This window comes from Escherichia sp. MOD1-EC6162, assembly GCF_002965125.1.
Classification (GTDB): domain Bacteria; phylum Pseudomonadota; class Gammaproteobacteria; order Enterobacterales; family Enterobacteriaceae; genus Escherichia; species Escherichia marmotae.
On the sequence record NZ_PTSB01000006.1, the window covers coordinates 183,904 to 208,815 of the forward strand.

The window sequence follows — 24,912 nt, forward strand, 5'->3', positions numbered from 1 at the left end:
TGCGTATTCTCGTATCAGATCAGGCAGGGTAAACAGACGCTACCCCTGCCTGCATCCGATTACTCTTCGCTGAACAGGTCGCCGCCGTGCATGTCGATCATTTCCAGCGCCTTGCCGCCACCACGCGCCACACAGGTCAGCGGGTCTTCAGCAACAACAACTGGAATGCCGGTTTCTTCCATTAACAAACGGTCAAGGTTACGCAGCAACGCACCACCGCCAGTGAGCACCATTCCGCGCTCGGAGATGTCGGAAGCGAGTTCCGGCGGACACTGTTCCAGCGCAACCATCACCGCGCTAACGATGCCGGTCAGCGGCTCTTGCAGCGCTTCAAGGATTTCGTTGGAGTTCAGCGTAAAGCCGCGTGGCACACCTTCTGCCAGGTTACGGCCACGAACTTCGATTTCACGGACTTCATCGCCCGGATAAGCAGAACCGATTTCGTGTTTGATACGTTCTGCGGTCGCTTCACCGATCAAAGAGCCATAGTTACGGCGAACGTAGTTGATGATCGCTTCGTCGAAGCGGTCACCACCGATACGTACAGAAGAGGAGTAAACCACGCCGTTCAGAGAAATAACGGCAACTTCAGTAGTACCGCCACCGATATCAACCACCATTGAACCGGTTGCTTCAGATACCGGCAAGCCTGCACCGATTGCTGCGGCCATCGGTTCTTCAATCAGGAAGACTTCGCGGGCACCTGCGCCCTGCGCGGATTCACGAATAGCACGGCGCTCAACCTGGGTAGCACCAACCGGCACACAAACCAGAACACGCGGGCTTGGACGCATAAAGCTGTTGCTGTGCACTTGTTTGATAAAGTGCTGGAGCATCTTTTCAGTCACAAAGAAGTCAGCGATAACGCCATCTTTCATTGGGCGAATGGCAGCGATATTGCCTGGCGTGCGGCCCAGCATCTGCTTCGCGTCATGACCTACTGCAGCTACGCTTTTCGGTGAACCGGCACGATCCTGACGAATGGCCACCACGGAAGGCTCATTCAATACGATGCCTTGTCCTTTTACATAAATAAGGGTATTCGCAGTACCCAGGTCAATGGACAAGTCATTGGAAAACATGCCACGAAATTTTTTCAACATACTAAGGGATAATCCTGAAAGCTGGGGCGGAAAAGAAAATCCGCTTACTTTACCAACCACACGCAGCAGCGACAAGGCGCAAAAATCATCTGCTGCGGTGAAAATTAGTGCAGTTTGTTTCCTTTGTTACAAATCTCTACCTGAGTCCAGAGAGGCTAAATGCATCAGTAGCATTCCTCGCCTGTTTGCAACTGCGTAAGGTCATTCATCTGCATATGTGCTGCAACAATCTGGCGAACAGACAAGCACGCTCCCGTGAAACGCAGCGCGCATTATTCTACGTGAAAACGGATCAAACGGCAGGTTAAACCGAGTATCTTTGTGAATATTTTTTCACGTTAGTATCAAGTGGCTGTGAGGACGCGAAAAAATCCCCCTGTCCACCTAAAACCCCGCGCTGAATCAGGGTCTGCCACTCGCTTCGCGAACGTACGCCCGTAGCGTAAACCTGAGTGTTGGTCCCGGAACACGCTTCTACCATGCTCTGAACCAACAATTGATTCTCTGTTCGCTTCTCAATGTTTCTTACCAGCCCCGGATGGAGCTTGAGTAATTCAACATTAAGTTCTTTGATCCAACGGGTACTTACCAGCGTCAATCCGGCCTGGTTGACGGCGACCCGAACCCCTAAAGCATTCACTAAACGAATAACAGGTTGCAAGCGACCGATATGTTGACCAACATCAGCCTCTGCAAGTTCAATAATTATGCGTTTTCGTTGCGATTTTTCACATTGCATCAACGTATCGCGTAGCCAACGCTGGAAACGTGGACGAATCAACGACTCAACGGTGACCTGAATCGCCAGATTTTCTTGCGGCCAATAGCGTAGCAGCGGGATGAGGCGACTGACTTGCAGGCGGTCATACTCTTCCGATAAGCCAAACTGCAACACCATCGGCATATATTCCGCCGAGCTGACCTCTTCATTACCATCAAAGATGCGGCACATCAGCTCGCGGTGATGAACCTGCCCCTCACGGGTAACCGCCGGTTTCTGATAAAGACGCGGGCCGCCGCGGCTAAGCATTTGCTCAATGAGCGTACGCCAACGAACGTTACCGCGCCCTTTTTCAGGTAACGAGTCATCGTAAATGGCCCAACTGTTGCCGCCCTGTAATCCGGCATTGCGCGTAGCGGATTCAGCATGTTCCATCACCTGTTCGGTATCCTGCCCACTACGCCAGGCACAGATGCCGATGTGAATCATATCATCACGATCGAGCATTTTATTACTCGGTAAGGTATCAACCGCCTTGATCAATTGCCCGGCAATGCTCTCCGCCTCTTTTAATGTCCGGTGTGGCAACAGCACGGCAAAATCGCTACGGTGATAACGTGCCAGCAGCGACCCCGGATAGCGCATCATAAATGTCGATAACAAATTTGTCAGGGTAAAGAGTTGTTCTTCAACCTGACTGTGCCCCCAGGTGTCGCTCAACATATTGAAATCCGGCAGGCGGATCATCATCACGATCCCGTGAGTCCCTACTTTCTCCTGATCTTCCAGTAACGTTGCCAGTTGGTTGTCGAAAAAGAGGCGGTTATTGAGGCCAGTTTTAATATCCTGCGCAGCATAGGAACGAATCAGCGTATCGAGACGACTGTGCTGTTCGCGCGCATTCTGAATTTCGCAAAGCAGCGTATCCAGTGCACTGCTGGCCCCTGGCGGCCATTCATAGATGGTGCCCAGCACATTCGTGCCGCGCTCACCGTTTAAGATACGAGTGGCGCGGGTTTCCAGCAGTTCTTGCCCGGCAAGTTGCCGTTGCAACCAGCGTACAGCCAGGAAGAGCATAATAATGATAAATCCAATCGCACCAGTGAGCGGTGCAGTGGTCATCAGCGAGTGGAAATAGTTGCCCATCGGGTCCTGATACACCAAATGCAGAGACATCCCCGGATGTTTAATCAACGGTACAGTCAGCTCGCGAAACAGATCGCTAGTACCAACCGGACGGTAGCTGCCATTGCGGGACTGGGTATAAACCTGTTTTTTATCGTGCAAAAGATCCACGCGAACGATATCCGCCGACATCATCAGTTCGCTGATTTGTGGCCTCAATGTGCTGAAGTCATTCGACACAAGATGGGTATCGATCGCCGTCGCCACTGCCTGAACACGATGACTAAACTTATACTGAATGGCGTTGTAGAAACTAAGCGAGCAGCCCAGCAGAGTCACAAAAATTGTTAACCCGGTGAGCAGCGTGACAAAGGCCGAAAATTTCGTCGTTAATCTCATCCTTGTGTTAACTCCGATAGTGAGGACGCGGGCATACCAGCAAATCAGATTTATCTCGCAATTTATTGCGCTTCATCGGCTTTGCTTTTCCATTAGCGAGTATAGTCTTCAGAAATTATTTTCCAATCCATCATGCACATGAGGACCTCTTATGCAGGCGTTACTTTTAGAACAGCAGGACGGCAAAACCCTCGCATCTGTACAGACTCTGGACGCAAGTCGCCTGCCGGAAGGCGATGTGACGGTCGATGTCCACTGGTCGAGCCTGAATTATAAAGATGCGCTGGCGATTACCGGTAAAGGAAAAATCATCCGCAATTTTCCGATGATTCCTGGCATAGACTTCGCAGGAATCGTACGCGCCAGTGAAGATCCTCGTTTTCATGCCGGTCAGGAAGTGTTACTCACCGGTTGGGGCGTTGGTGAAAACCACTGGGGCGGGCTGGCACAGCAGGCGCGCGTGAAAGGTGACTGGCTGGTTGCCATGCCGCAAGGTCTGGACGCGCGTAAAGCGATGGTTATCGGTACTGCCGGGTTTACCGCCATGCTGTGCGTAATGGCGCTGGAAGATGCCGGTATTCATCCGCAGGATGGCGAAATTGTCGTTACGGGCGCCAGCGGCGGCGTCGGCAGTACGGCCGTAGCACTGTTGCATAAGTTGGGTTATCAGGTCGTTGCCGTTTCTGGTCGTGAAAGTACCCATGAATACCTGAAAAGGTTAGGTGCCAGCCGTATTTTGCCGCGCGATGAGTTTGCTGAATCCCGTCCACTGGAAAAACAGCTTTGGGCTGGCGCGATTGATACTGTTGGCGACAAAGTGCTGGCGAAAGTACTGGCACAAATGAACTACGGTGGCTGTGTGGCAGCCTGTGGTCTGGCGGGTGGCTTTGCCCTGCCAACCACGGTAATGCCGTTCATTCTGCGTAATGTCCGTTTACAAGGGGTGGATTCAGTCATGACGCCACCAGAACGCCGCGCGCAAGCCTGGCAGCGTCTGGTCGCAGATCTACCGGAATCATTCTATTCGCAGGCAGCAAAAGAAATTTCGCTGGCAGATGCTCCGAAGTTTGCTGAAGCCATTATTAATAACCAGGTGCAAGGGCGCACATTGGTAAAAATAAGCTAAGATTTCGCACAAAATAATTTACATATCGTTAACGAATTTTAGCAGCACTTTGACATTCTCCCTGCCATAGTAATCAGGAGCATACCGGGAGTCTGTTATGAAAAAAATTCGTCAACTTACAGAAGCCGATGTCACTGCCGAATCGGCTTTTTTTATGCAACGTCGGCAGATTCTGAAAACGTTAGGCATCAGCGCTGCTGCACTTTCTCTACCAACCACTACTCATGCCGACCTGCTTAGCTGGTTTAAGGGTAACGATCGCCCGCCCGCACCAGCCGGAAAGCCATTAGAATTCAGCAGGCCTGCCGCCTGGCAAAATAACCTGCCACTGACGCCGGAAGATAAAGTTTCCGGCTATAACAACTTCTATGAGTTCGGACTGGATAAAGCCGATCCAGCGGCAAATGCCGGCAGTCTGAAAACTGATCCGTGGACGTTGAAAATCAGCGGTGAAGTCGCTAAACCGTTAACCCTCGATCATGATGCACTGACCCGTCGTTTCCCGCTGGAAGAGCGGATTTATCGTATGCGTTGCGTAGAAGCATGGTCGATGGTGGTGCCGTGGATTGGTTTTCCGCTGCACAAATTGCTGGCACTGGCAGAACCGACCAGTAACGCGAAATACGTCGCCTTCGAAACCATTTATGCGCCGGAACAGATGCCAGGCCAGCAGGACCGGTTTATTGGCGGCGGCCTGAAATATCCTTATATAGAAGGATTACGTCTCGACGAAGCGATGCATCCGCTCACACTGATGACCGTTGGTGTTTATGGCAAGGCGTTACCGCCGCAAAATGGCGCACCGGTACGGCTGATTGTGCCGTGGAAATATGGCTTTAAAGGGATTAAATCGATTGTCAGTATTAAGCTGACCCGGGAGCGTCCGCCAACCACCTGGAATCTGGCTGCGCCCGATGAATACGGCTTTTATGCCAACGTCAATCCGCATGTTGATCATCCCCGTTGGTCGCAGGCTACCGAACGGTTTATCGGTTCAGGTGGCATTCTTGATGTACAACGTCAGCCAACGCTGTTGTTTAACGGATACGCCGATCAAGTAGCGTCGCTTTATCGTGGACTGGATTTACGGGAGAATTTCTAAGTGCGACTGACAGCAAAACAAGTGACATGGCTGAAAGTTTGCCTGCATCTTGCCGGATTTTTGCCGTTTGTCTGGCTGATGTGGGCAATTAACCACGGTGGATTAAGTGCCGATCCGGTGAAAGATATTCAGCATTTTACCGGTCGGACTGCGCTGAAATTCTTGCTGGCGACCTTGTTGGTTACGCCGCTGGCGCGCTACGCTAAACAACCATTATTGATTCGCACTCGCCGCCTGTTGGGTTTATGGTGTTTCGCCTGGGCAACGCTGCACTTAACCAGTTATGCCTTGCTGGAGCTGGGAGTGAATAATCTGACGTTATTGGGTCAGGAATTAGTCACCCGACCTTATTTAACGCTCGGAATTATCAGTTGGCTGATTTTACTGGCTTTAACATTCACTTCCACGCAGGCGATGCAGCGAAACTTAGGCAAACGCTGGCAACAATTGCATAACTTCGTCTATCTTGTCGCGATCCTGGCCCCCATACATTATCTGTGGTCAGTAAAGATTATCTCACCACAGCCAATCATCTACGCTGGGCTGGCTTTACTGCTTTTAGCCTTACGTTATAAGAAGTTCCGTCAATGGTGGCGCTAATTTCATGAACTGTGCGGCTTGTTGCAAAATACGCGGCGTTGAAAGTTATTTACATGTTAGCTGTTGATTATCTTCCCTGATAAGACCAGTATTTAGCTGCCATTTGCTACGAAATCGTTATAATGTGCGACCTCGTTCTCCCTAACGCAGTTTTTGAGCTGCGGAAAAGGTGACAATGGCGAAACGAAGGTATATTTTGTTTTTTGCCGGAGAATGGCAGCAGATCGCTGCACAATGTCCGTCAAGTCTCACATTGACACTCTGGGGCAAAATAGACCGGCGTCCCGGCTGGCTGGAATTTATCGCTATGCATACAGCTACTGTCGGGGCATACGCTTTACAGACGGCGGTGAAACGCCTGTCACAATCACACTAAACAAAGAGTACGGAACCCACTCATGGATATTCGTAAGATTAAAAAACTGATCGAGCTGGTTGAAGAATCAGGCATCTCTGAACTGGAAATTTCTGAAGGCGAAGAGTCAGTACGCATCAGCCGTGCAGCACCTGCCGCAAGTTTCCCGATGATGCAACAAGCTTACGCTGCACCAATGATGCAGCAGCCAGCTCAGTCTAACGCAGCCGCTCCGGCGACCGTTCCTTCCATGGAAGCGCCAGCAGCAGCGGAAATCAGTGGTCACATCGTACGTTCCCCAATGGTTGGTACTTTCTACCGCACCCCAAGCCCGGACGCGAAAGCGTTCATCGAAGTGGGTCAGAAAGTGAACGTGGGCGATACCCTGTGCATCGTTGAAGCCATGAAAATGATGAACCAGATCGAAGCAGACAAATCCGGTACTGTGAAAGCAATTCTGGTCGAAAGTGGACAACCGGTAGAATTTGACGAGCCGCTGGTCGTCATCGAGTAACGAGGCGAACATGCTGGATAAAATTGTTATTGCCAACCGTGGCGAGATTGCATTGCGTATTCTTCGTGCCTGTAAAGAACTGGGCATCAAGACTGTCGCAGTGCACTCCAGCGCGGATCGCGACCTAAAACACGTATTACTGGCAGATGAAACGGTCTGTATTGGCCCTGCTCCGTCAGTAAAAAGCTATCTGAACATCCCGGCAATCATCAGCGCCGCTGAAATCACTGGCGCAGTAGCAATCCATCCGGGTTACGGCTTCCTTTCCGAAAACGCCAATTTTGCTGAGCAGGTTGAACGCTCTGGCTTTATCTTCATCGGCCCGAAAGCAGACACCATTCGCCTGATGGGTGACAAAGTGTCGGCAATTGCCGCGATGAAAAAAGCTGGCGTCCCTTGTGTACCAGGGTCTGACGGCCCGCTGGGCGACGATATGGATAAAAACCGCGCCATTGCTAAACGCATTGGTTACCCGGTAATTATCAAAGCTTCCGGCGGCGGCGGCGGTCGCGGTATGCGCGTAGTGCGCAGCGACGCTGAACTGGCGCAATCCATCTCCATGACGCGTGCGGAAGCGAAAGCTGCTTTCAGCAACGATATGGTTTACATGGAGAAATACCTGGAAAATCCTCGCCACGTCGAGATTCAGGTACTGGCGGACGGCCAGGGCAACGCTATCTATCTGGCTGAACGTGACTGCTCCATGCAGCGCCGTCACCAGAAAGTGGTCGAAGAAGCGCCAGCACCGGGCATTACCCCGGAACTGCGTCGCTACATTGGCGAACGTTGTGCCAAAGCGTGTGTTGATATCGGCTATCGCGGAGCAGGTACTTTCGAATTCCTGTTTGAAAACGGCGAATTCTATTTCATCGAAATGAACACCCGTATTCAGGTAGAACACCCGGTTACTGAAATGATCACCGGCGTTGACCTGATCAAAGAGCAGTTGCGTATCGCTGCCGGTCAACCGCTGTCGATCAAGCAAGAAGAAGTTCATGTTCGCGGCCATGCGGTGGAATGCCGTATCAATGCCGAAGATCCAAACACCTTCCTGCCAAGCCCGGGCAAAATCACCCGTTTCCACGCACCTGGCGGTTTTGGCGTGCGTTGGGAGTCTCATATCTACGCTGGCTACACCGTGCCGCCGTACTATGACTCAATGATCGGCAAACTGATTTGCTACGGTGAAAACCGTGATGTGGCGATTGCACGCATGAAGAATGCGCTGCAGGAGCTAATCATCGACGGTATCAAAACCAACGTTGATCTGCAGATCCGCATCATGAACGACGAGAACTTCCAGCATGGTGGCACTAACATCCACTATCTGGAGAAAAAACTCGGTCTTCAGGAAAAATAAGACTGCAACAGCGTCAAAAGGCCGGATTTTCCGGCCTTTTTTATTTCTGGGGATCGGCAAGCCCCATAAGGTACAATCTCCGCTTTCTTCACCCATCAGGGACAAAAAATGGACACTCGTTTTGTTCAGGCTCATAAAGAGGCGCGCTGGGCGCTGGGGCTGACCCTTTTGTATCTGCTTGTTTGGTTAGTAGCTGCTTACTTACCTGGCGTTGCCCCCGGTTTTACCGGTTTTCCGCGCTGGTTTGAGATGGCCTGCATCCTGACGCCGCTGCTGTTTATTGGACTGTGCTGGGCGATGGTGAAATTTATCTATCGCGATATTCCGCTGGAGGATGACGATGCAGCTTGAAGTGATTCTACCGCTGGTCGCCTATCTGGTGGTGGTGTTCGGGATTTCGGTTTATGCGATGCGTAAACGGAACACGGGCACTTTCCTGAATGAGTATTTCCTCGGCAGCCGCTCTATGGGCGGTATTGTGCTGGCGATGACGCTCACCGCAACCTATATCAGCGCCAGTTCGTTTATCGGCGGACCCGGCGCTGCTTATAAATACGGGCTGGGCTGGGTATTGCTGGCGATGATTCAGCTACCTGCTGTCTGGCTTTCGCTCGGTATTCTCGGCAAGAAGTTCGCTATTCTCGCGCGCCGCTACAATGCGGTAACGCTGAACGATATGCTGTTTGCCCGCTACCAGAGCCGTTTGCTGGTGTGGCTGGCGAGTTTGAGTTTGCTGGTAGCATTCGTTGGTGCAATGACCGTGCAGTTTATCGGCGGTGCGCGTCTACTGGAAACCGCTGCTGGCATTCCTTATGAAACCGGCCTGCTGATTTTCGGCATCAGTATTGCGTTGTATACCGCCTTTGGTGGCTTTCGCGCCAGTGTGCTGAACGACACTATGCAAGGGCTGGTGATGCTGATTGGCACCATTGTGCTACTGGTCGGCGTGGTCCATGCTGCTGGCGGCTTAAGCAACGCAGTAGAGACGCTACAATCCATTGATCCGCAACTGGTAACACCACAAGGCGCTGATGATATTCTGTCGCCTGCCTTCATGACTTCGTTCTGGGTTCTGGTGTGCTTTGGGGTGATTGGCCTGCCGCATACCGCGGTGCGCTGTATCTCTTATAAAGACAGCAAAGCGGTACATCGGGGGATCATCATCGGTACAATTGTGGTGGCGATCCTGATGTTTGGTATGCATCTGGCTGGCGCGTTAGGCCGCGCGGTGATCCCTGATCTCACCGTGCCGGATCTGGTGATCCCAACGTTGATGGTAAAAGTGTTGCCGCCGTTTGCTGCCGGGATCTTCCTTGCCGCCCCAATGGCCGCGATTATGTCGACGATCAATGCCCAATTGCTGCAAAGTTCCGCTACGATCATTAAAGATCTCTATCTGAATATCCGTCCGGAACAAATGCAAAACGAGACGCGTCTGAAGCGGATGTCGGCGGTGATTACGTTGGTTCTCGGCGCGTTGCTGCTGCTTGCCGCCTGGAAGCCGCCAGAAATGATCATCTGGTTAAATTTGCTGGCCTTCGGTGGTCTTGAAGCCGTCTTCCTGTGGCCATTGGTGCTGGGCCTTTACTGGGAACGCGCTAACGCCAAAGGCGCGCTAAGCGCGATGATCGTCGGCGGCGTTCTGTATGCCGTACTTGCAACCCTAAATATTCAGTACCTGGGCTTCCACCCTATCGTGCCCTCGTTACTGCTAAGTTTGCTGGCTTTCCTGGTCGGAAACCGTTTCGGTACATCCGTCCCGCAAGCTACCGTTTTGACTACTGATAAATAAAGAGTTTTGCCATGCCTTGGATCCAACTGAAACTGAACACCACCGGCGCGAATGCAGAAGATCTTAGCGATGCGCTGATGGAAGCCGGTGCCGTTTCTATCACTTTTCAGGATACCCACGATACGCCAGTGTTTGAGCCACTGCCGGGCGAAACTCGCCTGTGGGGCGACACCGATGTGATTGGTCTGTTTGACGCAGAAACAGACATGAATGAAGTTGTGGCGATTCTGGAAAACCATCCGCTACTCGGCGCGGGCTTCGCGCATAAAATCGAGCAACTGGAGGATAAAGACTGGGAACGCGAGTGGATGGATAATTTCCACCCGATGCGCTTTGGCGAACGTCTGTGGATCTGTCCAAGCTGGCGCGATGTACCAGACGAAAATGCTGTCAACGTGATGTTAGATCCGGGTCTGGCGTTTGGTACGGGCACTCATCCAACCACCTCTCTGTGCCTGCAATGGCTCGACAGCCTCGATTTAACCGGTAAAACGGTCATCGACTTTGGCTGTGGTTCCGGCATTCTGGCTATCGCGGCGCTGAAGTTGGGCGCAGCAAAAGCTATTGGTATTGATATCGACCCACAGGCCATTCAGGCCAGCCGCGACAATGCTGAACGTAATGGTGTTTCTGATCGACTGGAACTCTATCTCCCGAAAGATCAGCCTGAAGCAATGAAGGCCGACGTGGTGGTCGCTAACATTCTCGCAGGCCCGTTACGTGAACTGGCACCGTTAATCAGCGTCCTGCCGGTTTCAGGCGGTTTACTGGGCCTTTCCGGTATCCTGGCAAGCCAGGCAGAGAGCGTTTGTGACGCGTATGCCGATAGCTTCACGCTCGACCCGGTTGTGGAAAAAGAAGAGTGGTGTCGCATTACCGGTCGTAAGAATTAACCTTCACAATGCAGCATAGTGGTGTAGCGCGAAGTGCGAGCAACATCACAAAAGGCACGTGATTTTGCTGATTATTTGAGCAAATTCACGTGCCTGAATTTTAATTCATAAAGAAAAATTGAGAACTTACTCAAATTTCTTTGAGTGCAAATTTTAGTCACTTGTTTCTAATGTGATGATTTTTATGACTAATTATTCCGCGGCGTTCATTTTAAATGCAATTCTTTGATCCATCTCAGAGGATTGGTCAAAGTTTGGCCTTTCATCTCGTGCAAAAAATGCGTAATATACGCCGCCTTGCAGTCACAGTATGGTCATTTCTTAACTCATGCGCATCGGACAATATCAGCTCAGAAATCGCCTGATCGCAGCGCCCATGGCTGGCATTACAGACAGACCTTTTCGGACGTTGTGCTACGAGATGGGAGCCGGATTGACAGTATCCGAGATGATGTCTTCTAACCCTCAGGTTTGGGAAAGCGACAAATCTCGTTTACGGATGGTGCACATTGATGAACCCGGTATTCGCACCGTGCAAATTGCCGGTAGCGATCCGAAAGAAATGGCGGATGCTGCACGTATTAACGTGGAAAGCGGTGCCCAAATTATTGATATCAATATGGGTTGCCCGGCTAAAAAAGTGAATCGCAAGCTCGCAGGCTCAGCCCTCTTGCAGTACCCGGATGTCGTTAAATCGATCCTTACCGAGGTCGTCAATGCAGTGGACGTTCCTGTCACTCTGAAGATTCGCACCGGTTGGGCGCCGGAACACCGTAACTGCGAAGAGATTGCCCAACTGGCTGAAGACTGTGGCATTCAGGCTCTGACCATTCATGGTCGTACACGCGCCTGTTTGTTCAATGGAGAAGCTGAATACGACAGTATTCGGGCAGTTAAGCAGAAAGTTTCCATTCCGGTTATCGCGAATGGCGACATTACTGACCCGCTTAAAGCCAGAGCTGTGCTCGACTATACAGGGGCGGATGCCCTGATGATAGGCCGCGCAGCTCAGGGAAGACCCTGGATCTTTCGGGAAATCCAGCATTATCTGGACACTGGGGAGTTGCTGCCCCCGCTGCCTTTGGCAGAGGTTAAGCGCTTGCTTTGCGCGCATGTTCGGGAACTGCATGACTTTTATGGTCCGGCGAAAGGTTACCGAATTGCACGTAAACACGTTTCCTGGTATCTCCAGGAACACGCTCCAAATGACCAGTTTCGGCGCACATTCAACGCCATTGAGGATGCCAGCGAACAGCTGGAGGCGTTGGAGGCATACTTCGAAAATTTTGCGTAAACAGAAATAAAGAGCTGACAGAACTATGTTCGAACAACGCGTAAATTCTGACGTACTGACCGTTTCTACCGTTAACTCTCAGGATCAGGTAACCCAAAAACCCCTGCGTGACTCGGTTAAACAGGCACTGAAGAACTATTTTGCTCAACTGAATGGTCAGGATGTTAATGACCTCTATGAGCTGGTACTGGCTGAAGTAGAACAGCCCCTGTTGGACATGGTGATGCAATACACCCGTGGTAATCAGACCCGTGCTGCGCTGATGATGGGCATCAACCGTGGTACACTGCGTAAAAAACTGAAAAAGTACGGCATGAACTAATTCAGGTTAGCTAAATGCTTGATTAAAAAGGCGCTACTCGGCATGGGGAAGCGCCTTTTTTATAGGCGTCACAAAGGGAGTGACCATGAGAACAGGATGTGAACCCACCCGGTTTGGCGATGAAACAAAAACGATCATTCAGGGTGATGCATTAGCCGAGCTAAAAAAAATCCCCACCGGGAGCATCGATCTGATCTTTGCCGACCCGCCTTATAACATCGGCAAAAATTTTGATGGTCTGATCGAAGCATGGAAAGAAGAGCTGTTTATTAACTGGCTATTTGAAGTGATTGCAGAGTGCCACCGCATCCTTAAAAAACAGGGCTGCATGTACATCATGAACAGCACCGAAAACATGCCCTTTATCGATATCCAGTGTCGCAAACTTTTTACCATCAAAAGTCGCATCGTCTGGTCATATGACAGTTCTGGGGTACAGGCGAAGAAACACTACGGCTCCATGTACGAACCTATCCTGATGATGGTGAAAGACGCAAAGAACTACACATTTAACAGCGATGCTATTCTGGTAGAAGCCAAAACCGGATCGCAGCGCGCGTTGATCGATTATCGTAAAAATCCTCCGCAGCCTTACAATAATCAAAAAGTACCGGGCAACGTCTGGGATTTTCCGCGCGTGCGTTATTTGATGGATGAATATGAAAACCATCCGACGCAAAAGCCGGAAGCATTGCTGAAACGCATTATTCTCGCCTCTTCAAACCCTGGAGATATCGTTCTCGACCCGTTTGCGGGCAGTTTTACCACCGGCGCGGTCGCCGTCACAACCGGGCGAAAATTCATTGGTATTGAGATTAACAGCGAGTACATCAAGATGGGGCTCCGACGACTGGGTATCGCGTCACATTACTCCGTGGAAGAGCTGGCGAAAGTAAAAAAAAGAAAGACCGGCAACCTGTCAAAACGATGCCGGGTCAGCGAAGTTGACCCCGATCTCATTGCAAAGTAAAGGAAGTGTAAGCCTGGTTTTCAGATTATTCATTTCGTGTATATTTCCTGCCAGACTTGGTTAAACATGCACAGGCTCAGGTAATGATTCGCAAGTATTGGTGGCTCGTCGTTTTCGCTGTCTCCGTTTTTCTGTTTGATACTTTACTGATGCAATGGATTGAGCTGTTGGCTACAGAAACAGACAAATGCCGCAATATGAATTCGGTTAATCCACTTAAACTGGTTAACTGTGACGAACTGGATTTCTACAACAGAATGTAAGCTTATACGATATCTAATTCATTTGTTTTATGAATTAGTTTTGCTACATTTTTATCTGGTATGAACATTCTTAATACGTTATCGACTAAGGCGGGTGCGTGTTTATAAAGATCGTAACCCGCCATATTCATTAACCAGTTTTTGACAATTCCGCAGAAAGCACCCTCAATAATAATCATCACTACATCTAAATCGAGATTATTTTCCACACAGCCTTGTTGCTGACATGCCTGCAATATTTCGCGCAGAATCTGCGGATTAAAACCCATCTTCTCGCGTATTACGGCCTCTGCCAGCATCTCATCATTAAATTCACATTTGTGATATAAAATTTGCAGTAATGCTTGTTGGCGTGGAATTTCGGCAATATATTGCAAGCCAACAATCAGTTTTTCACGCAATTGCTGAAACGGGTTATGCTCTGCCCCTGCCGTCAACCGCTCCTGAATTAACTCCCGCAATGAAGGCTGTTGCAGCCACATCTCATTAAACAGTTGGGTCTTGTTTTCGAAATGCCAGTAGATAGCGCCACGCGTGACGTTGGCAGCGTCAGCGATATCATTGAGCGTCGTCTTGCTTACACCATGCTGCGCAAACTGGGCGATGGCGGTTTCAATCAGTTCTTGCCGGGTCTTCAGAGCTTCAGCTTTGGTTCTTTTTGCCATGATTAATTATTCAGGAAATAAATACATTAGACATAAAGGAAATAATGAAAGGTAATGTATCACCCAACATTTATTTATACGAGAGGCTAAAATTCACCTGCTATAAATCGTCAAATAAACAAAATCCATTATTGACGTAGAATACATTTATTTAATGAATGTACGTTTCAATTTGCGTCAAAACAATTCCTCTCCCTTCAATTCACATCAAAACAAAACATTAGAACACGAATCTATTTTTGTGTTTATGTGCCTTGAGAGGCCAGTATTCATAACTATTTATTACATCGCCGGACGATAATTTGTAGGATAGCGAACTGTATTTTTATTTCTGCGAGTTAACGCGTTGCCTTTTTCTGGCAAATAACGCGCTTTTGTTTTTTTGAGGAATAGTAATGACGAAATATGCCAGGTTTTTCCTCCTGCCCCCCTTTATCATGATCTCCGCAGCGTTAATCGCGGGTTGCAACGATAAGGGAGAAGAGAAAGTTCACGTCGGTGAACCGCAGGTTACCGTTCATGTTGTGAAAACTGCCCCGTTAGAAGTTAAAACTGAATTACCTGGCCGTACCAACGCTTTCCGTATTGCCGAAGTTCGCCCACAGGTTAACGGGATCGTACTAAATCGTAATTTCACTGAAGGCAGCGATGTGCAAGCAGGTCAGTCCCTGTACCAGATTGATCCAGCGACCTATCAGGCAAGTTATGACAGTGCGAAAGGTGAACTGGCGAAAAGTGAAGCCGCCGCTTCCATCGCGCATTTGACGGTAAAACGTTACGTTCCGCTCGTGGGCACAAAATACATCAGTCAGCAGGAGTACGATCAGGCCATTGCTGATGCCCGCCAGGCCGATGCCGCCGTGATTGCCGCAAAAGCCACGGTCGAAAGCGCCCGCATCAATCTCGCTTATACCAAAGTAACCGCGCCAATTAGCGGACGTATCGGCAAATCGACTGTGACCGAAGGTGCTCTCGTCACTAACGGGCAAACGACTGAACTGGCGACTGTCCAGCAACTCGATCCTATCTACGTCGATGTGACCCAATCAAGCAATGATTTCATGAGACTGAAGCAGTCCGTAGAGCAAGGAAATTTACATAAGGAAAACACCACCAGCAACGTAGAGCTGGTCATGGAAAACGGTCAAACTTATCCCCTGAAAGGCACACTGCAATTCTCCGATGTGACCGTGGATGAAAGCACTGGTTCCATAACCCTACGTGCGGTTTTCCCTAACCCACAGCATACGCTTCTGCCGGGTATGTTTGTGCGCGCCCGGATTGATGAAGGTGTACAACCTGATGCCATTCTTATTCCGCAACAAGGCGTCAGCCGCACACCGCGTGGCGATGCAACCGTGCTGATTGTGAATGAGAAAAGTCAGGTTGAAGCGCGTCCAGTCGTTGCCAGCCAGGCGATTGGCGATAAATGGTTAATTAGCGAAGGGCTGAAATCTGGCGATCAAGTCATTGTCAGCGGTCTGCAAAAAGCGCGTCCGGGAGAACAGGTTAAAGCCACGACCGATACCCCCGCAGATACTGCGTCGAAGTAAGGCAATCAGACATGGCAAACTTTTTTATTCGACGACCGATATTTGCATGGGTGCTGGCCATTATTCTGATGATGGCAGGCGTACTGGCGATCCTACAATTACCTATCGCCCAATACCCAACCATTGCGCCGCCTGCGGTTTCTGTTTCGGCAAACTATCCGGGTGCTGATGCACAGACCGTACAGGATACGGTGACGCAGGTTATCGAACAGAATATGAATGGTATCGATAACCTGATGTATATGTCCTCCACCAGCGATTCCGCCGGTAGCGTAACAATTACCCTCACTTTCCAGTCAGGGACAGATCCAGATATCGCGCAAGTCCAGGTGCAGAACAAACTCCAACTTGCCACGCCGTTGCTGCCGCAGGAAGTTCAACAACAGGGGATTAGCGTTGAAAAGTCCAGTAGCAGTTATTTGATGGTGGCAGGTTTTGTCTCTGATAATCCCAGTACCACTCAGGACGATATCTCGGACTATGTGGCCTCTAACGTTAAAGATACGCTTAGCCGCCTGAATGGCGTTGGTGACGTGCAACTCTTTGGCGCACAGTATGCGATGCGTATCTGGCTGGACGCCGACCTGCTAAACAAATATAAACTGACACCGGTTGATGTGATTAACCAGTTGAAAGTGCAGAACGATCAGATAGCTGCCGGGCAACTGGGCGGAACACCAGCGTTGCCTGGGCAACAGTTGAACGCCTCGATTATTGCTCAGACCCGATTAAAAAATCCGGAAGAGTTCAGCAAAGTCACCCTGCGCGTGAACAGCGACGGTTCAGTGGTTCGCCTGAAAGATGTCGCCCGTGTTGAGCTTGGTGGTGAAAACTATAACGTCATCGCCCGTATCAACGGTAAACCGGCAGCGGGTCTGGGTATTAAACTAGCCACTGGCGCGAACGCCCTCGATACGGCGAAAGCCATTAAGGCGAAACTGGCAGAATTACAGCCATTCTTCCCGCAGGGAATGAAGGTTCTCTACCCTTATGACACCACGCCATTCGTCCAGCTTTCTATTCACGAAGTGGTAAAAACGCTGGTTGAAGCCATTATCCTGGTGTTTCTGGTGATGTATCTGTTCTTGCAGAATATGCGAGCAACGCTGATCCCCACCATTGCTGTGCCCGTAGTGCTGTTAGGGACGTTTGCCATCCTCGCCGCTTTTGGTTACTCCATCAACACACTAACAATGTTTGGAATGGTGCTTGCCATCGGACTGCTCGTCGATGATGCGATAGTGGTGGTAGAGAACGTCGAGCGCGTGATGATGGAGGATAATCTCCCGCCAAAAGAAGCGACGGAAAAATCGATGTCGCAAATTCAGGGCGCACTGGTGGGTATTGCGATGGTGCTGTCAGCGGTTTTTATTCCGATGGCATTCTTCGGCGGTTCCACAGGGGCAATTTATCGCCAGTTTTCTATCACCATTGTTTCGGCAATGGCGCTTTCCGTACTGGTGGCATTGATTCTCACCCCTGCATTATGCGCAACGCTACTCAAACCAGTCTCTGCCGAACATCACGATAAAAAGAGCGGTTTCTTCGTCTGGTTTAATACCACTTTCGATCATAGCGTTAACCACTATACCAATAGCGTTGGCAAAATCCTCGGTTCCACAGGGCGATATTTACTGATCTATGCGCTGATAGTTGCCGGAATGGTAGTGTTGTTTTTACGTCTCCCTTCTTCCTTTTTGCCGGAAGAAGATCAGGGGGTCTTTCTGACCATGATTCAACTTCCTGCTGGCGCGACGCAAGAGCGGACGCAAAAAGTGTTGGATCAAGTGACGGATTACTATCTGAAGAACGAGAAAGCGAACGTTGAAAGCGTCTTTACGGTTAACGGATTTAGCTTCAGCGGCCAGGCACAAAACGCCGGGATGGCCTTCGTCAGCCTGAAACCGTGGGAAAAACGTGGTGGCGATGAAAACAGCGCGGAAGCAGTTATCCACCGCGCCAAAATGGAGCTGGGCAAGATCCGCGACGGTTTTGTCATTCCGTTCAATATGCCAGCCATTGTTGAACTGGGCACAGCAACGGGATTCGACTTTGAGTTAATCGATCAGGCCGGTCTGGGGCACGATGCCCTAACCCAGGCCCGCAACCAGTTGCTTGGTATGGCGGCGCAACATCCTGACAGCTTAGTCAGTGTACGTCCCAATGGTCTGGAAGATACCGCGCAGTTCAAACTTGAAGTTGACCAGGAAAAGGCACAGGCATTAGGCGTTTCGCTTTCTGATATCAATCAGACCATTTCTACGGCGTTGGGCGGAACTTACGTTAACGACTTCATCGACCGTGGACGGGTAAAAAAAGTGTACGTTCAGGCTGATGCAAAATTCCGTATGCTGCCAGAAGATGTCGATAAACTTTATGTCCGCAGCGCCAACGGTGAAATGGTGCCATTCTCTGCCTTTACCACTGCACATTGGGTGTATGGTTCTCCGCGACTGGAACGCTACAACGGCCTGCCTTCAATGGAGATTCAGGGGGAAGCCGCGCCAGGAACCAGTTCCGGTGATGCGATGGCGCTGATGGAAAATCTTGCGTCAAAATTACCTGCCGGCATTGGTTATGACTGGACGGGGATGTCGTATCAGGAACGCTTATCGGGTAACCAGGCTCCTGCCCTGGTAGCAATCTCCTTCCTGGTGGTTTTCCTGTGCCTTGCGGCGCTCTATGAAAGCTGGTCAATTCCCGTCTCGGTTATGCTGGTCGTGCCATTAGGGATTGTCGGCGTACTGCTGGCTGCAACACTCTTTAATCAGAAAAATGACGTTTATTTTATGGTGGGCTTGTTAACGACAATTGGCTTATCAGCCAAAAACGCCATTTTGATTGTTGAGTTCGCCAAAGACCTGATGGAGAAAGAAAGTAAAGGCGTTATCGAAGCAACGCTAATGGCGGTGCGCATGCGTCTGCGACCTATCCTGATGACATCCCTCGCATTTATACTCGGCGTGTTGCCGCTGGCTATCAGTAACGGTGCCGGGAGCGGCGCTCAGAACGCAGTGGGTATCGGTGTAATGGGTGGCATGGTCTCTGCAACATTGCTGGCTATTTTCTTCGTGCCGGTGTTCTTTGTCGTGATCCGCCGTTGCTTCAAAGGGTAAATCAGAAACATAAAGGCGTCTTCGACGCCTTTTAAATTTTCTGGAAAAATGAGAATAATTAATAGGATAAGCATTATTTTTTCTATAACCAGCAACTCATTTGCACCTTCTCCCTTCACTATTTTTACAATTCACATAATTTGTCATTATTCATCCTAAAAGAATTATAACTACCAATGATAAAATAATATCCAGATCGTTAATAAGAGAATTCACTTATTAAGCGATAGCGTTATTATTGAGGTAACATCATGAAAAGATTAATTTCTGTGGCATTGCTCACCGCATTGCTGGCGGGTTGTGCTCACGATTCCCCTTGCGTTCCGGTTTATGACGATCAGGGCCGTCTGGTTCACACCAATACCTGTATGAAAGGTACGACGCAGGATAACTGGGAAACTGCCGGAGCTATTGCTGGCGGGGCAGCGGCTGTCGCTGGCCTGACAATGGGGATTATTGCTCTGTCAAAATAACTGAACAGAGCGCGGACTTCCGCGCTCTGTTTAACGATACAGAATCTTTCTATACGTTAAACATTGCTATATTCCGCTGGCTAATTCCCTTTTAATTAAGCATTTTATCTCGTCGCTTGCCTTTCTATCGAAATAACGCATGAATTTATTTTTCAATAACATCATCCCTTCTGATACTCACGCTAATAATCATTATTCTGCTTAGTAAAATACGCGTAAATATTTTGCGCCAAAATGTGGCGCATGTTTCATTTTCGCACCATTGCGGGGCGCTGTTTCTATTATTTCCTGTCTACACTCTGCTTATTGCGTCGCGGAATCGTGCGCAAAAACTGGCACTACTTTTGCTTATAAGAGGATGGCCACAGACAGGTAAAAAACGTTTCCCAAACGTTCTATAACGATAATTTTCGCCTTACAGGAAGCATTATGAAAAAGATGATGATAGCCACACTGGCTGCCGCCAGCGTGCTGCTTGCCGTTGCAAATCAGGCGCATGCTGGCGCGACGCTCGATGCTGTAAAGAAAAAAGGTTTTGTGCAATGCGGGATCAGCGACGGATTACCGGGGTTCTCTTATGCTGATGCAGACGGTAAGTTTTCTGGTATTGATGTTGATGTTTGTCGTGGTGTTGCCGCTGCTGTATTTGGCGACGACACGAAAGTGAAATATACACCGCTCACCGCAAAAGAACGCTTTACTGCATTGCAATCCGGAGAAGTGGACTTACTCTCCCGTAATACGACCTGGACTTCATCTCGCGACGCAGGCATGGGAATGGTATTTACTGGCGTCACTTATTACGACGGCATTGGTTTCCTGACACATGACAAAGCAGGGTTAAAAAGCGCGAAGGAACTTGATGGCGCAACTGTCTGTATTCAGGCGGGTACGGATACCGAACTCAACGTTGCCGATTACTTCAAGGCAAACAATATGAAGTACACGCCAGTGACTTTCGATCGCTCTGACGAATCCGCGAAGGCACTGGAGTCTGGTCGCTGCGATACTCTGGCTTCGGATCAATCACAACTGTATGCCTTGCGTATCAAATTAAGTAACCCTGCCGAATGGATTGTTCTGCCGGAAGTTATCTCTAAAGAACCGCTTGGCCCGGTGGTTCGTCGTGGCGATGACGAATGGTTTTCTATTGTGCGCTGGACCCTGTTCGCCATGCTGAATGCTGAAGAGATGGGCGTTAATTCACAGAACGTCGATGAAAAAGCAGCAAATCCGGCAACACCAGATATGGCGCACCTGCTGGGTAAAGAAGGCGATTACGGTAAGGATCTGAAACTGGATAACAAGTGGGCCTACAACATCATCAAACAGGTAGGTAATTACTCGGAAATTTTTGAGCGCAACGTCGGCTCCGAAAGTCCGCTGAAAATTAAACGGGGTCAAAATAACCTCTGGAATAACGGTGGCATCCAATATGCACCGCCCGTGCGTTAAGTAAGTGTGAGGTAACGAGCGTCGCTACAGCGGCGCTCTCTTTAGCGTTATGGTTTTCGAGGTTTCTATGTCTCATCACCGCCCAACTGTTAAAGGCTCACTCTCCTTTGCCAACCCTGTGGTTCGCGCCTGGTTATTCCAAATCCTTGCCGTTGTTGCCGTCGTCGGCATTGTTAGTTGGCTATTTCACAATACCGTGACGAATCTAAGCAATCGTGGCATTACATCAGGGTTTGCCTTTCTTGATCGTGGCGCTGGCTTCGGTATCGTCCAGCATTTGATCGATTACCAGCAGGGCGATACCTACGGACGCGTTTTTATTGTCGGTTTGCTCAATACGCTACTGGTTTCAGCATTGTGTATTGTGTTCGCTTCTGTTCTGGGCTTCTTTATTGGATTAGCGCGACTTTCAGAGAACTGGTTACTGCGAAAGTTATCCACAATTTATATTGAGATCTTCCGTAATATTCCGCCGCTGTTGCAAATCTTCTTCTGGTACTTTGCCGTGTTGCGCAATTTGCCCGGACCGCGACAGGCAGTGAGTGCGTTTGATCTGGCCTTTTTGAGCAATCGCGGGCTTTACATTCCCTCACCGCAACTGGGAGATGGATTTCTTGCGTTTATCGTGACCGTTGTGATGGCTATAGCCATTTCTGTTGGGCTATTTCGCTTCAACAAAACGTACCAGATAAAAACCGGTCAACTACGTCGCACATGGCCTGTCGCCGCTGTGATGATCATTGGTTTACCTTTGCTGGCGCAATGGCTTTTTGGCACAGCACTTCACTGGAACATTCCAGCCCTACAAGGGTTTAACTTCCGCGGTGGTATGGTGCTGATCCCTGAACTGGCTGCCTTAACGTTGGCGCTTTCGGTCTATACCTCTGCATTTATCGCTGAGATTATCCGCGCAGGGATTCAGGCTGTGCCTTATGGCCAACACGAAGCAGCCCGATCGCTGGGATTACCCAATACTGTCACACTACGTCAGGTGATTATTCCGCAGGCGCTGCGGGTGATTATTCCTCCGTTAACCAGCCAGTATCTCAACATCGTCAAAAACTCTTCTCTTGCCGCCGCTATTGGCTATCCGGATATGGTTTCACTGTTTGCCGGCACCGTGCTTAACCAGACCGGGCAGGCCATCGAGACGATAGCCATGACCATGTCGGTCTATCTGATTATCAGCCTGACTATCTCACTGCTGATGAATATCTATAACCGCCGTATCGCAATCGTTGAACGCTAAGGAGTCATGATGACGAAAGTATTGCTGTCTCATCCCCCGCGCCCGGCGAACCATAACCCAAGCCGCGTTATAGTTTGGGCGCGCAAAAATCTGTTCTCAAGCTGGAGTAATAGTCTGCTGACCATTGGTTGCCTGTGGCTGATGTGGGAATTGATTCCACCGTTGCTGAACTGGGCTTTTTTGCAGGCTAACTGGGTTGGGTCAACCCGCGCAGACTGTACAAAAGCAGGTGCCTGCTGGGTCTTCATCCACGAGCGATTTGGCCAGTTTATGTATGGGCTTTACCCACACGACCAACGCTGGCGAATTAATCTGGCATTACTGATTGGCCTGATTTCGATTGCACCAATGTTCTGGAAAATACTCCCGCATCGCGGTCGCTATATTGCGGTATGGGCGGTGATTTACCCGCTTATTGTCTGGTGGCTAATGTATGGTGGTTTTCTTGGTCTTGAGCGAGTTGAAACCCGGCAATGGGGTGGGCTAACACTTACTTTGATTATTGCATCAGTTGGGATTGCAGGGGCGCTGCCGTGGGGGATTTTATTGGCGTTAGGCCGCCGTTCTCATATGCCGATTGTGCGTATCTTATCCGTCATTTTTATCGAGTTCTGGCGTGGCGTACCGCTGATCACCGTGTTGTTTATGTCGTCAGTGATGCTGCCGTTATTTATGGCAGAAGGCACCAGCATCGACAAACTGATCCGTGCATTAGTCGGAGTGATCCTGTTCCAGTCCGCTTATGTTGCGGAAGTGGTGCGAGGTGGATTGCAGGCGCTCCCCAAAGGTCAATATGAAGCTGCAGAGTCGCTGGCGTTGGGTTACTGGAAAACCCAGGGGCTGGTTATTCTGCCACAGGCACTGAAACTGGTTATTCCAGGGCTGGTAAACACCATCATCGCACTATTCAAAGATACCAGTCTGGTGATCATTATCGGGTTGTTCGATCTTTTCAGTAGCGTTCAGCAGGCAACCGTTGATCCCGCCTGGTTGGGCATGTCGACCGAAGGGTACGTCTTCGCTGCACTGATCTATTGGATCTTCTGTTTCAGTATGTCGCGTTATAGCCAACATCTGGAAAAACGTTTTAACACCGAGCGTACACCGCATTGAGGACACTATGAGCCAAATTTTACTGCAACCTGCTAACGCGATGATTACGCTGGAAAATGTTAACAAATGGTATGGGCAATTCCATGTCCTGAAGAATATAAATTTAATCGTGCAACCGGGGGAACGAATCGTTCTGTGTGGCCCTTCTGGTTCCGGGAAATCGACAACCATCCGTTGTATTAATCACCTGGAAGAACATCAACAGGGAAGAATCGTAGTGGATGGCATCGAACTTAACGAAGATATCCGCAATATTGAGCGTGTCAGGCAAGAAGTAGGAATGGTCTTTCAGCATTTCAATCTCTTCCCACATCTGACCGTTTTACAGAACTGTACCCTGGCGCCGATTTGGGTACGCAAGATGCCGAAGAAAGAGGCTGAAGCTCTGGCGATGCATTACCTTGAGAGAGTACGAATTGCCGAACATGCACAGAAGTTTCCCGGACAGATATCCGGTGGTCAGCAGCAACGCGTTGCCATAGCTCGTTCACTCTGCATGAAACCCAAGATCATGTTGTTTGATGAACCCACGTCGGCGCTCGATCCGGAGATGGTGAAAGAAGTGCTGGATACGATGATTGGACTGGCACAGTCGGGTATGACAATGCTGTGTGTAACGCATGAGATGGGATTTGCCCGCACTGTTGCTGACAAGGTCATTTTTATGGATCGCGGAGAGATTGTTGAGCAGGCCGCGCCGGATGAGTTTTTTGCACATCCGAAATCGGAACGCACGCAGGCGTTTTTATCGCAGGTAATCCATTAAATTGGATATGGTTTCAAAATGCAAAAAGGCCATCCTTTCGGATGGCCTTCTGCTTTATTTGATGTCTGGCAGTTCCCTACTCTCGCATGGGGAGACCCCACACTACCATCGGCGCTACGGCGTTTCACTTCTGAGTTCGGCATGGGGTCAGGTGGGACCACCGCGCTACTGCCGCCAGACAAATTCTTTTCTAATCTGCCAAACTTTAACCTAAAAAGTGGTGCTGATACCCAGAGTCGAACTGGGGACCTCACCCTTACCAAGGGTGCGCTCTACCAACTGAGCCATATCAGCACGCTAAATTTGATGCCTGGCAGTTCCCTACTCTCGCATGGGGAGACCCCACACTACCATCGGCGCTACGGCGTTTCACTTCTGAGTTCGGCATGGGGTCAGGTGGGACCACCGCGCTATCTCCGCCAGGCAAATTCTGTTTATTAACCCGCTTTCGCCGGCTAATCTAATCTGTATCAGGCTGAAAATCTTCTCTCATCCGCCAAAACATCTTCGGCGTTGTAAGGTTAAGCCTCACGGTTCATTAGTACCGGTTAGCTCAACGCATCGCTGCGCTTACACACCCGGC

At 49.8% G+C, this 24,912-nt stretch carries 22 protein-coding genes, 1 tRNA gene and 2 rRNA genes; 19 read left to right on the forward strand and 6 right to left on the reverse strand.

Translation table 11 applies throughout. The features are described 5' to 3' along the window. Window positions 1-59: 59 nt before the first annotated feature. Both mreB and csrD read right to left on the reverse strand, forming a co-directional pair. Window positions 60-1,103, reverse strand: coding sequence for a rod shape-determining protein MreB (gene mreB / locus A9587_RS07650; protein ID WP_000913396.1), 1,044 nt, complete (start codon window positions 1,101-1,103; stop codon window positions 60-62). A 304-nt stretch (window positions 1,104-1,407) separates the two neighbouring features. Next, window positions 1,408-3,348, reverse strand: coding sequence for an RNase E specificity factor CsrD (gene csrD, locus A9587_RS07665; RefSeq protein WP_016249262.1), 1,941 nt, complete (start codon window positions 3,346-3,348; stop codon window positions 1,408-1,410). 151 nt (window positions 3,349-3,499) lie between these two features. Between csrD and acuI the strand changes: the two genes are divergently transcribed. The 12 genes from acuI (at window position 3,500) to A9587_RS07730 (ending at window position 13,939) form a co-directional block, all read left to right on the forward strand. Continuing rightward, entirely contained in the window at window positions 3,500-4,474 is a 975-nt protein-coding gene (acuI, locus tag A9587_RS07670; RefSeq protein ID WP_001148445.1) for an acrylyl-CoA reductase (NADPH), read from the forward strand. A 97-nt stretch (window positions 4,475-4,571) separates the two neighbouring features. Further along, complete coding sequence (gene msrP, locus A9587_RS07675; RefSeq protein ID WP_000723884.1) at window positions 4,572-5,576, forward strand: protein-methionine-sulfoxide reductase catalytic subunit MsrP; 1,005 nt, start codon at window positions 4,572-4,574, stop codon at window positions 5,574-5,576. Beyond that, entirely contained in the window at window positions 5,577-6,176 is a 600-nt protein-coding gene (gene msrQ, locus A9587_RS07680) for a protein-methionine-sulfoxide reductase heme-binding subunit MsrQ (RefSeq protein WP_001240070.1), read from the forward strand. Window positions 6,177-6,574: 398 nt separating this feature from the next. After that, a complete protein-coding gene (gene accB / locus A9587_RS07690) occupies window positions 6,575-7,045 on the forward strand; it encodes an acetyl-CoA carboxylase biotin carboxyl carrier protein (protein WP_000354618.1) in 471 nt (156 codons plus the stop codon). Window positions 7,046-7,055: 10 nt separating this feature from the next. Beyond that, complete coding sequence (gene accC, locus A9587_RS07695; protein ID WP_000884623.1) at window positions 7,056-8,405, forward strand: acetyl-CoA carboxylase biotin carboxylase subunit; 1,350 nt, start codon at window positions 7,056-7,058, stop codon at window positions 8,403-8,405. 108 nt (window positions 8,406-8,513) lie between these two features. Beyond that, window positions 8,514-8,756: a YhdT family protein gene (locus A9587_RS07700; RefSeq protein WP_000381177.1), complete on the forward strand. Its 243-nt coding sequence runs from the start codon at window positions 8,514-8,516 to the stop codon at window positions 8,754-8,756. Next, entirely contained in the window at window positions 8,746-10,197 is a 1,452-nt protein-coding gene (gene panF, locus A9587_RS07705; RefSeq protein WP_001175693.1) for a sodium/pantothenate symporter, read from the forward strand. Before A9587_RS07700 ends, panF begins: the two co-directional genes overlap by 11 nt. A gap of 11 nt (window positions 10,198-10,208) precedes the next feature. Next, the gene (gene prmA, locus A9587_RS07710; RefSeq protein WP_001517191.1) at window positions 10,209-11,090 is read left to right on the forward strand and encodes a 50S ribosomal protein L11 methyltransferase; all 882 of its coding nucleotides are present in this window, start codon (window positions 10,209-10,211) and stop codon (window positions 11,088-11,090) included. Window positions 11,091-11,418: 328 nt separating this feature from the next. Continuing rightward, entirely contained in the window at window positions 11,419-12,384 is a 966-nt protein-coding gene (gene dusB, locus A9587_RS07715) for a tRNA dihydrouridine synthase DusB (protein ID WP_001219652.1), read from the forward strand. Window positions 12,385-12,409: 25 nt separating this feature from the next. After that, complete coding sequence (fis, locus tag A9587_RS07720) at window positions 12,410-12,706, forward strand: DNA-binding transcriptional regulator Fis (RefSeq protein ID WP_000462905.1); 297 nt, start codon at window positions 12,410-12,412, stop codon at window positions 12,704-12,706. An 85-nt stretch (window positions 12,707-12,791) separates the two neighbouring features. Then, window positions 12,792-13,676, forward strand: a complete 885-nt coding sequence (yhdJ, locus tag A9587_RS07725; RefSeq protein WP_038355789.1) for an adenine-specific DNA-methyltransferase — start codon at window positions 12,792-12,794, stop codon at window positions 13,674-13,676. Window positions 13,677-13,759: 83 nt separating this feature from the next. Then, complete coding sequence (locus tag A9587_RS07730) at window positions 13,760-13,939, forward strand: DUF2556 family protein (protein ID WP_001517193.1); 180 nt, start codon at window positions 13,760-13,762, stop codon at window positions 13,937-13,939. Between the two features lie 2 nt (window positions 13,940-13,941). On the opposite strand, the gene envR is transcribed toward A9587_RS07730, so the two are convergent. Beyond that, entirely contained in the window at window positions 13,942-14,604 is a 663-nt protein-coding gene (gene envR, locus A9587_RS07735; RefSeq protein WP_001129527.1) for an acrEF/envCD operon transcriptional regulator, read from the reverse strand. A 395-nt stretch (window positions 14,605-14,999) separates the two neighbouring features. Between envR and acrE the strand changes: the two genes are divergently transcribed. From acrE to A9587_RS07780, 7 genes are all read left to right on the forward strand, one after another. Next, window positions 15,000-16,157, forward strand: a complete 1,158-nt coding sequence (gene acrE / locus A9587_RS07745) for a multidrug efflux RND transporter periplasmic adaptor subunit AcrE (protein ID WP_001517194.1) — start codon at window positions 15,000-15,002, stop codon at window positions 16,155-16,157. A gap of 11 nt (window positions 16,158-16,168) precedes the next feature. Next, entirely contained in the window at window positions 16,169-19,273 is a 3,105-nt protein-coding gene (gene acrF / locus A9587_RS07750; protein WP_105263993.1) for a multidrug efflux RND transporter permease subunit AcrF, read from the forward strand. Between the two features lie 251 nt (window positions 19,274-19,524). Next, window positions 19,525-19,746 carry a lipoprotein gene (locus tag A9587_RS07755; RefSeq protein WP_000825670.1) on the forward strand — a complete coding sequence of 74 codons (222 nt, stop codon included), beginning with the start codon at window positions 19,525-19,527 and terminating at the stop codon, window positions 19,744-19,746. A 429-nt stretch (window positions 19,747-20,175) separates the two neighbouring features. Continuing rightward, a complete protein-coding gene (locus tag A9587_RS07765; protein WP_000738562.1) occupies window positions 20,176-21,201 on the forward strand; it encodes an amino acid ABC transporter substrate-binding protein in 1,026 nt (341 codons plus the stop codon). Between the two features lie 67 nt (window positions 21,202-21,268). Further along, window positions 21,269-22,450: an amino acid ABC transporter permease gene (locus A9587_RS07770; protein WP_105263992.1), complete on the forward strand. Its 1,182-nt coding sequence runs from the start codon at window positions 21,269-21,271 to the stop codon at window positions 22,448-22,450. 9 nt (window positions 22,451-22,459) lie between these two features. Further along, window positions 22,460-23,563: an amino acid ABC transporter permease gene (locus A9587_RS07775; protein WP_001517195.1), complete on the forward strand. Its 1,104-nt coding sequence runs from the start codon at window positions 22,460-22,462 to the stop codon at window positions 23,561-23,563. Window positions 23,564-23,570: 7 nt separating this feature from the next. After that, the gene (locus A9587_RS07780) at window positions 23,571-24,329 is read left to right on the forward strand and encodes an amino acid ABC transporter ATP-binding protein (RefSeq protein WP_000078317.1); all 759 of its coding nucleotides are present in this window, start codon (window positions 23,571-23,573) and stop codon (window positions 24,327-24,329) included. A 63-nt stretch (window positions 24,330-24,392) separates the two neighbouring features. Here the strand turns inward: A9587_RS07780 and rrf (A9587_RS07785) are convergent. The 3 genes from rrf (A9587_RS07785) to rrf (A9587_RS07795) form a co-directional block, all read right to left on the reverse strand. Further along, window positions 24,393-24,508: ribosomal RNA gene (rrf, locus tag A9587_RS07785) — 5S ribosomal RNA — on the reverse strand. A 39-nt stretch (window positions 24,509-24,547) separates the two neighbouring features. Further along, window positions 24,548-24,623 (reverse strand) — tRNA-Thr (locus A9587_RS07790). Between the two features lie 14 nt (window positions 24,624-24,637). Then, window positions 24,638-24,753: ribosomal RNA gene (rrf, locus tag A9587_RS07795) — 5S ribosomal RNA — on the reverse strand. Window positions 24,754-24,912: the final 159 nt, after the last annotated feature.

Excerpts from the sequence above, each read along its gene's own strand:
- csrD (WP_016249262.1), bottom strand. The coding sequence starts at position 3,348 with ATGAGATTAACGACGAAATTTTCGGCCTTTGTCACGCTGCTCACCGGG.
- A9587_RS07775 (WP_001517195.1), top strand. The coding sequence starts at position 22,460 with ATGACGAAAGTATTGCTGTCTCATCCCCCGCGCCCGGCGAACCATAAC.
- A9587_RS07700 (WP_000381177.1), top strand. The coding sequence starts at position 8,514 with ATGGACACTCGTTTTGTTCAGGCTCATAAAGAGGCGCGCTGGGCGCTG.
- acrE (WP_001517194.1), top strand. The coding sequence starts at position 15,000 with ATGACGAAATATGCCAGGTTTTTCCTCCTGCCCCCCTTTATCATGATC.
- acuI (WP_001148445.1), top strand. The coding sequence starts at position 3,500 with ATGCAGGCGTTACTTTTAGAACAGCAGGACGGCAAAACCCTCGCATCT.
- msrP (WP_000723884.1), top strand. The coding sequence starts at position 4,572 with ATGAAAAAAATTCGTCAACTTACAGAAGCCGATGTCACTGCCGAATCG.
- A9587_RS07730 (WP_001517193.1), top strand. The coding sequence starts at position 13,760 with ATGATTCGCAAGTATTGGTGGCTCGTCGTTTTCGCTGTCTCCGTTTTT.
- envR (WP_001129527.1), bottom strand. The coding sequence starts at position 14,604 with ATGGCAAAAAGAACCAAAGCTGAAGCTCTGAAGACCCGGCAAGAACTG.
- A9587_RS07780 (WP_000078317.1), top strand. The coding sequence starts at position 23,571 with ATGAGCCAAATTTTACTGCAACCTGCTAACGCGATGATTACGCTGGAA.
- acrF (WP_105263993.1), top strand. The coding sequence starts at position 16,169 with ATGGCAAACTTTTTTATTCGACGACCGATATTTGCATGGGTGCTGGCC.
- A9587_RS07765 (WP_000738562.1), top strand. The coding sequence starts at position 20,176 with ATGAAAAAGATGATGATAGCCACACTGGCTGCCGCCAGCGTGCTGCTT.
- accB (WP_000354618.1), top strand. The coding sequence starts at position 6,575 with ATGGATATTCGTAAGATTAAAAAACTGATCGAGCTGGTTGAAGAATCA.
- panF (WP_001175693.1), top strand. The coding sequence starts at position 8,746 with ATGCAGCTTGAAGTGATTCTACCGCTGGTCGCCTATCTGGTGGTGGTG.
- dusB (WP_001219652.1), top strand. The coding sequence starts at position 11,419 with ATGCGCATCGGACAATATCAGCTCAGAAATCGCCTGATCGCAGCGCCC.
- A9587_RS07770 (WP_105263992.1), top strand. The coding sequence starts at position 21,269 with ATGTCTCATCACCGCCCAACTGTTAAAGGCTCACTCTCCTTTGCCAAC.
- mreB (WP_000913396.1), bottom strand. The coding sequence starts at position 1,103 with ATGTTGAAAAAATTTCGTGGCATGTTTTCCAATGACTTGTCCATTGAC.
- accC (WP_000884623.1), top strand. The coding sequence starts at position 7,056 with ATGCTGGATAAAATTGTTATTGCCAACCGTGGCGAGATTGCATTGCGT.
- A9587_RS07755 (WP_000825670.1), top strand. The coding sequence starts at position 19,525 with ATGAAAAGATTAATTTCTGTGGCATTGCTCACCGCATTGCTGGCGGGT.
- yhdJ (WP_038355789.1), top strand. The coding sequence starts at position 12,792 with ATGAGAACAGGATGTGAACCCACCCGGTTTGGCGATGAAACAAAAACG.
- prmA (WP_001517191.1), top strand. The coding sequence starts at position 10,209 with ATGCCTTGGATCCAACTGAAACTGAACACCACCGGCGCGAATGCAGAA.
- fis (WP_000462905.1), top strand. The coding sequence starts at position 12,410 with ATGTTCGAACAACGCGTAAATTCTGACGTACTGACCGTTTCTACCGTT.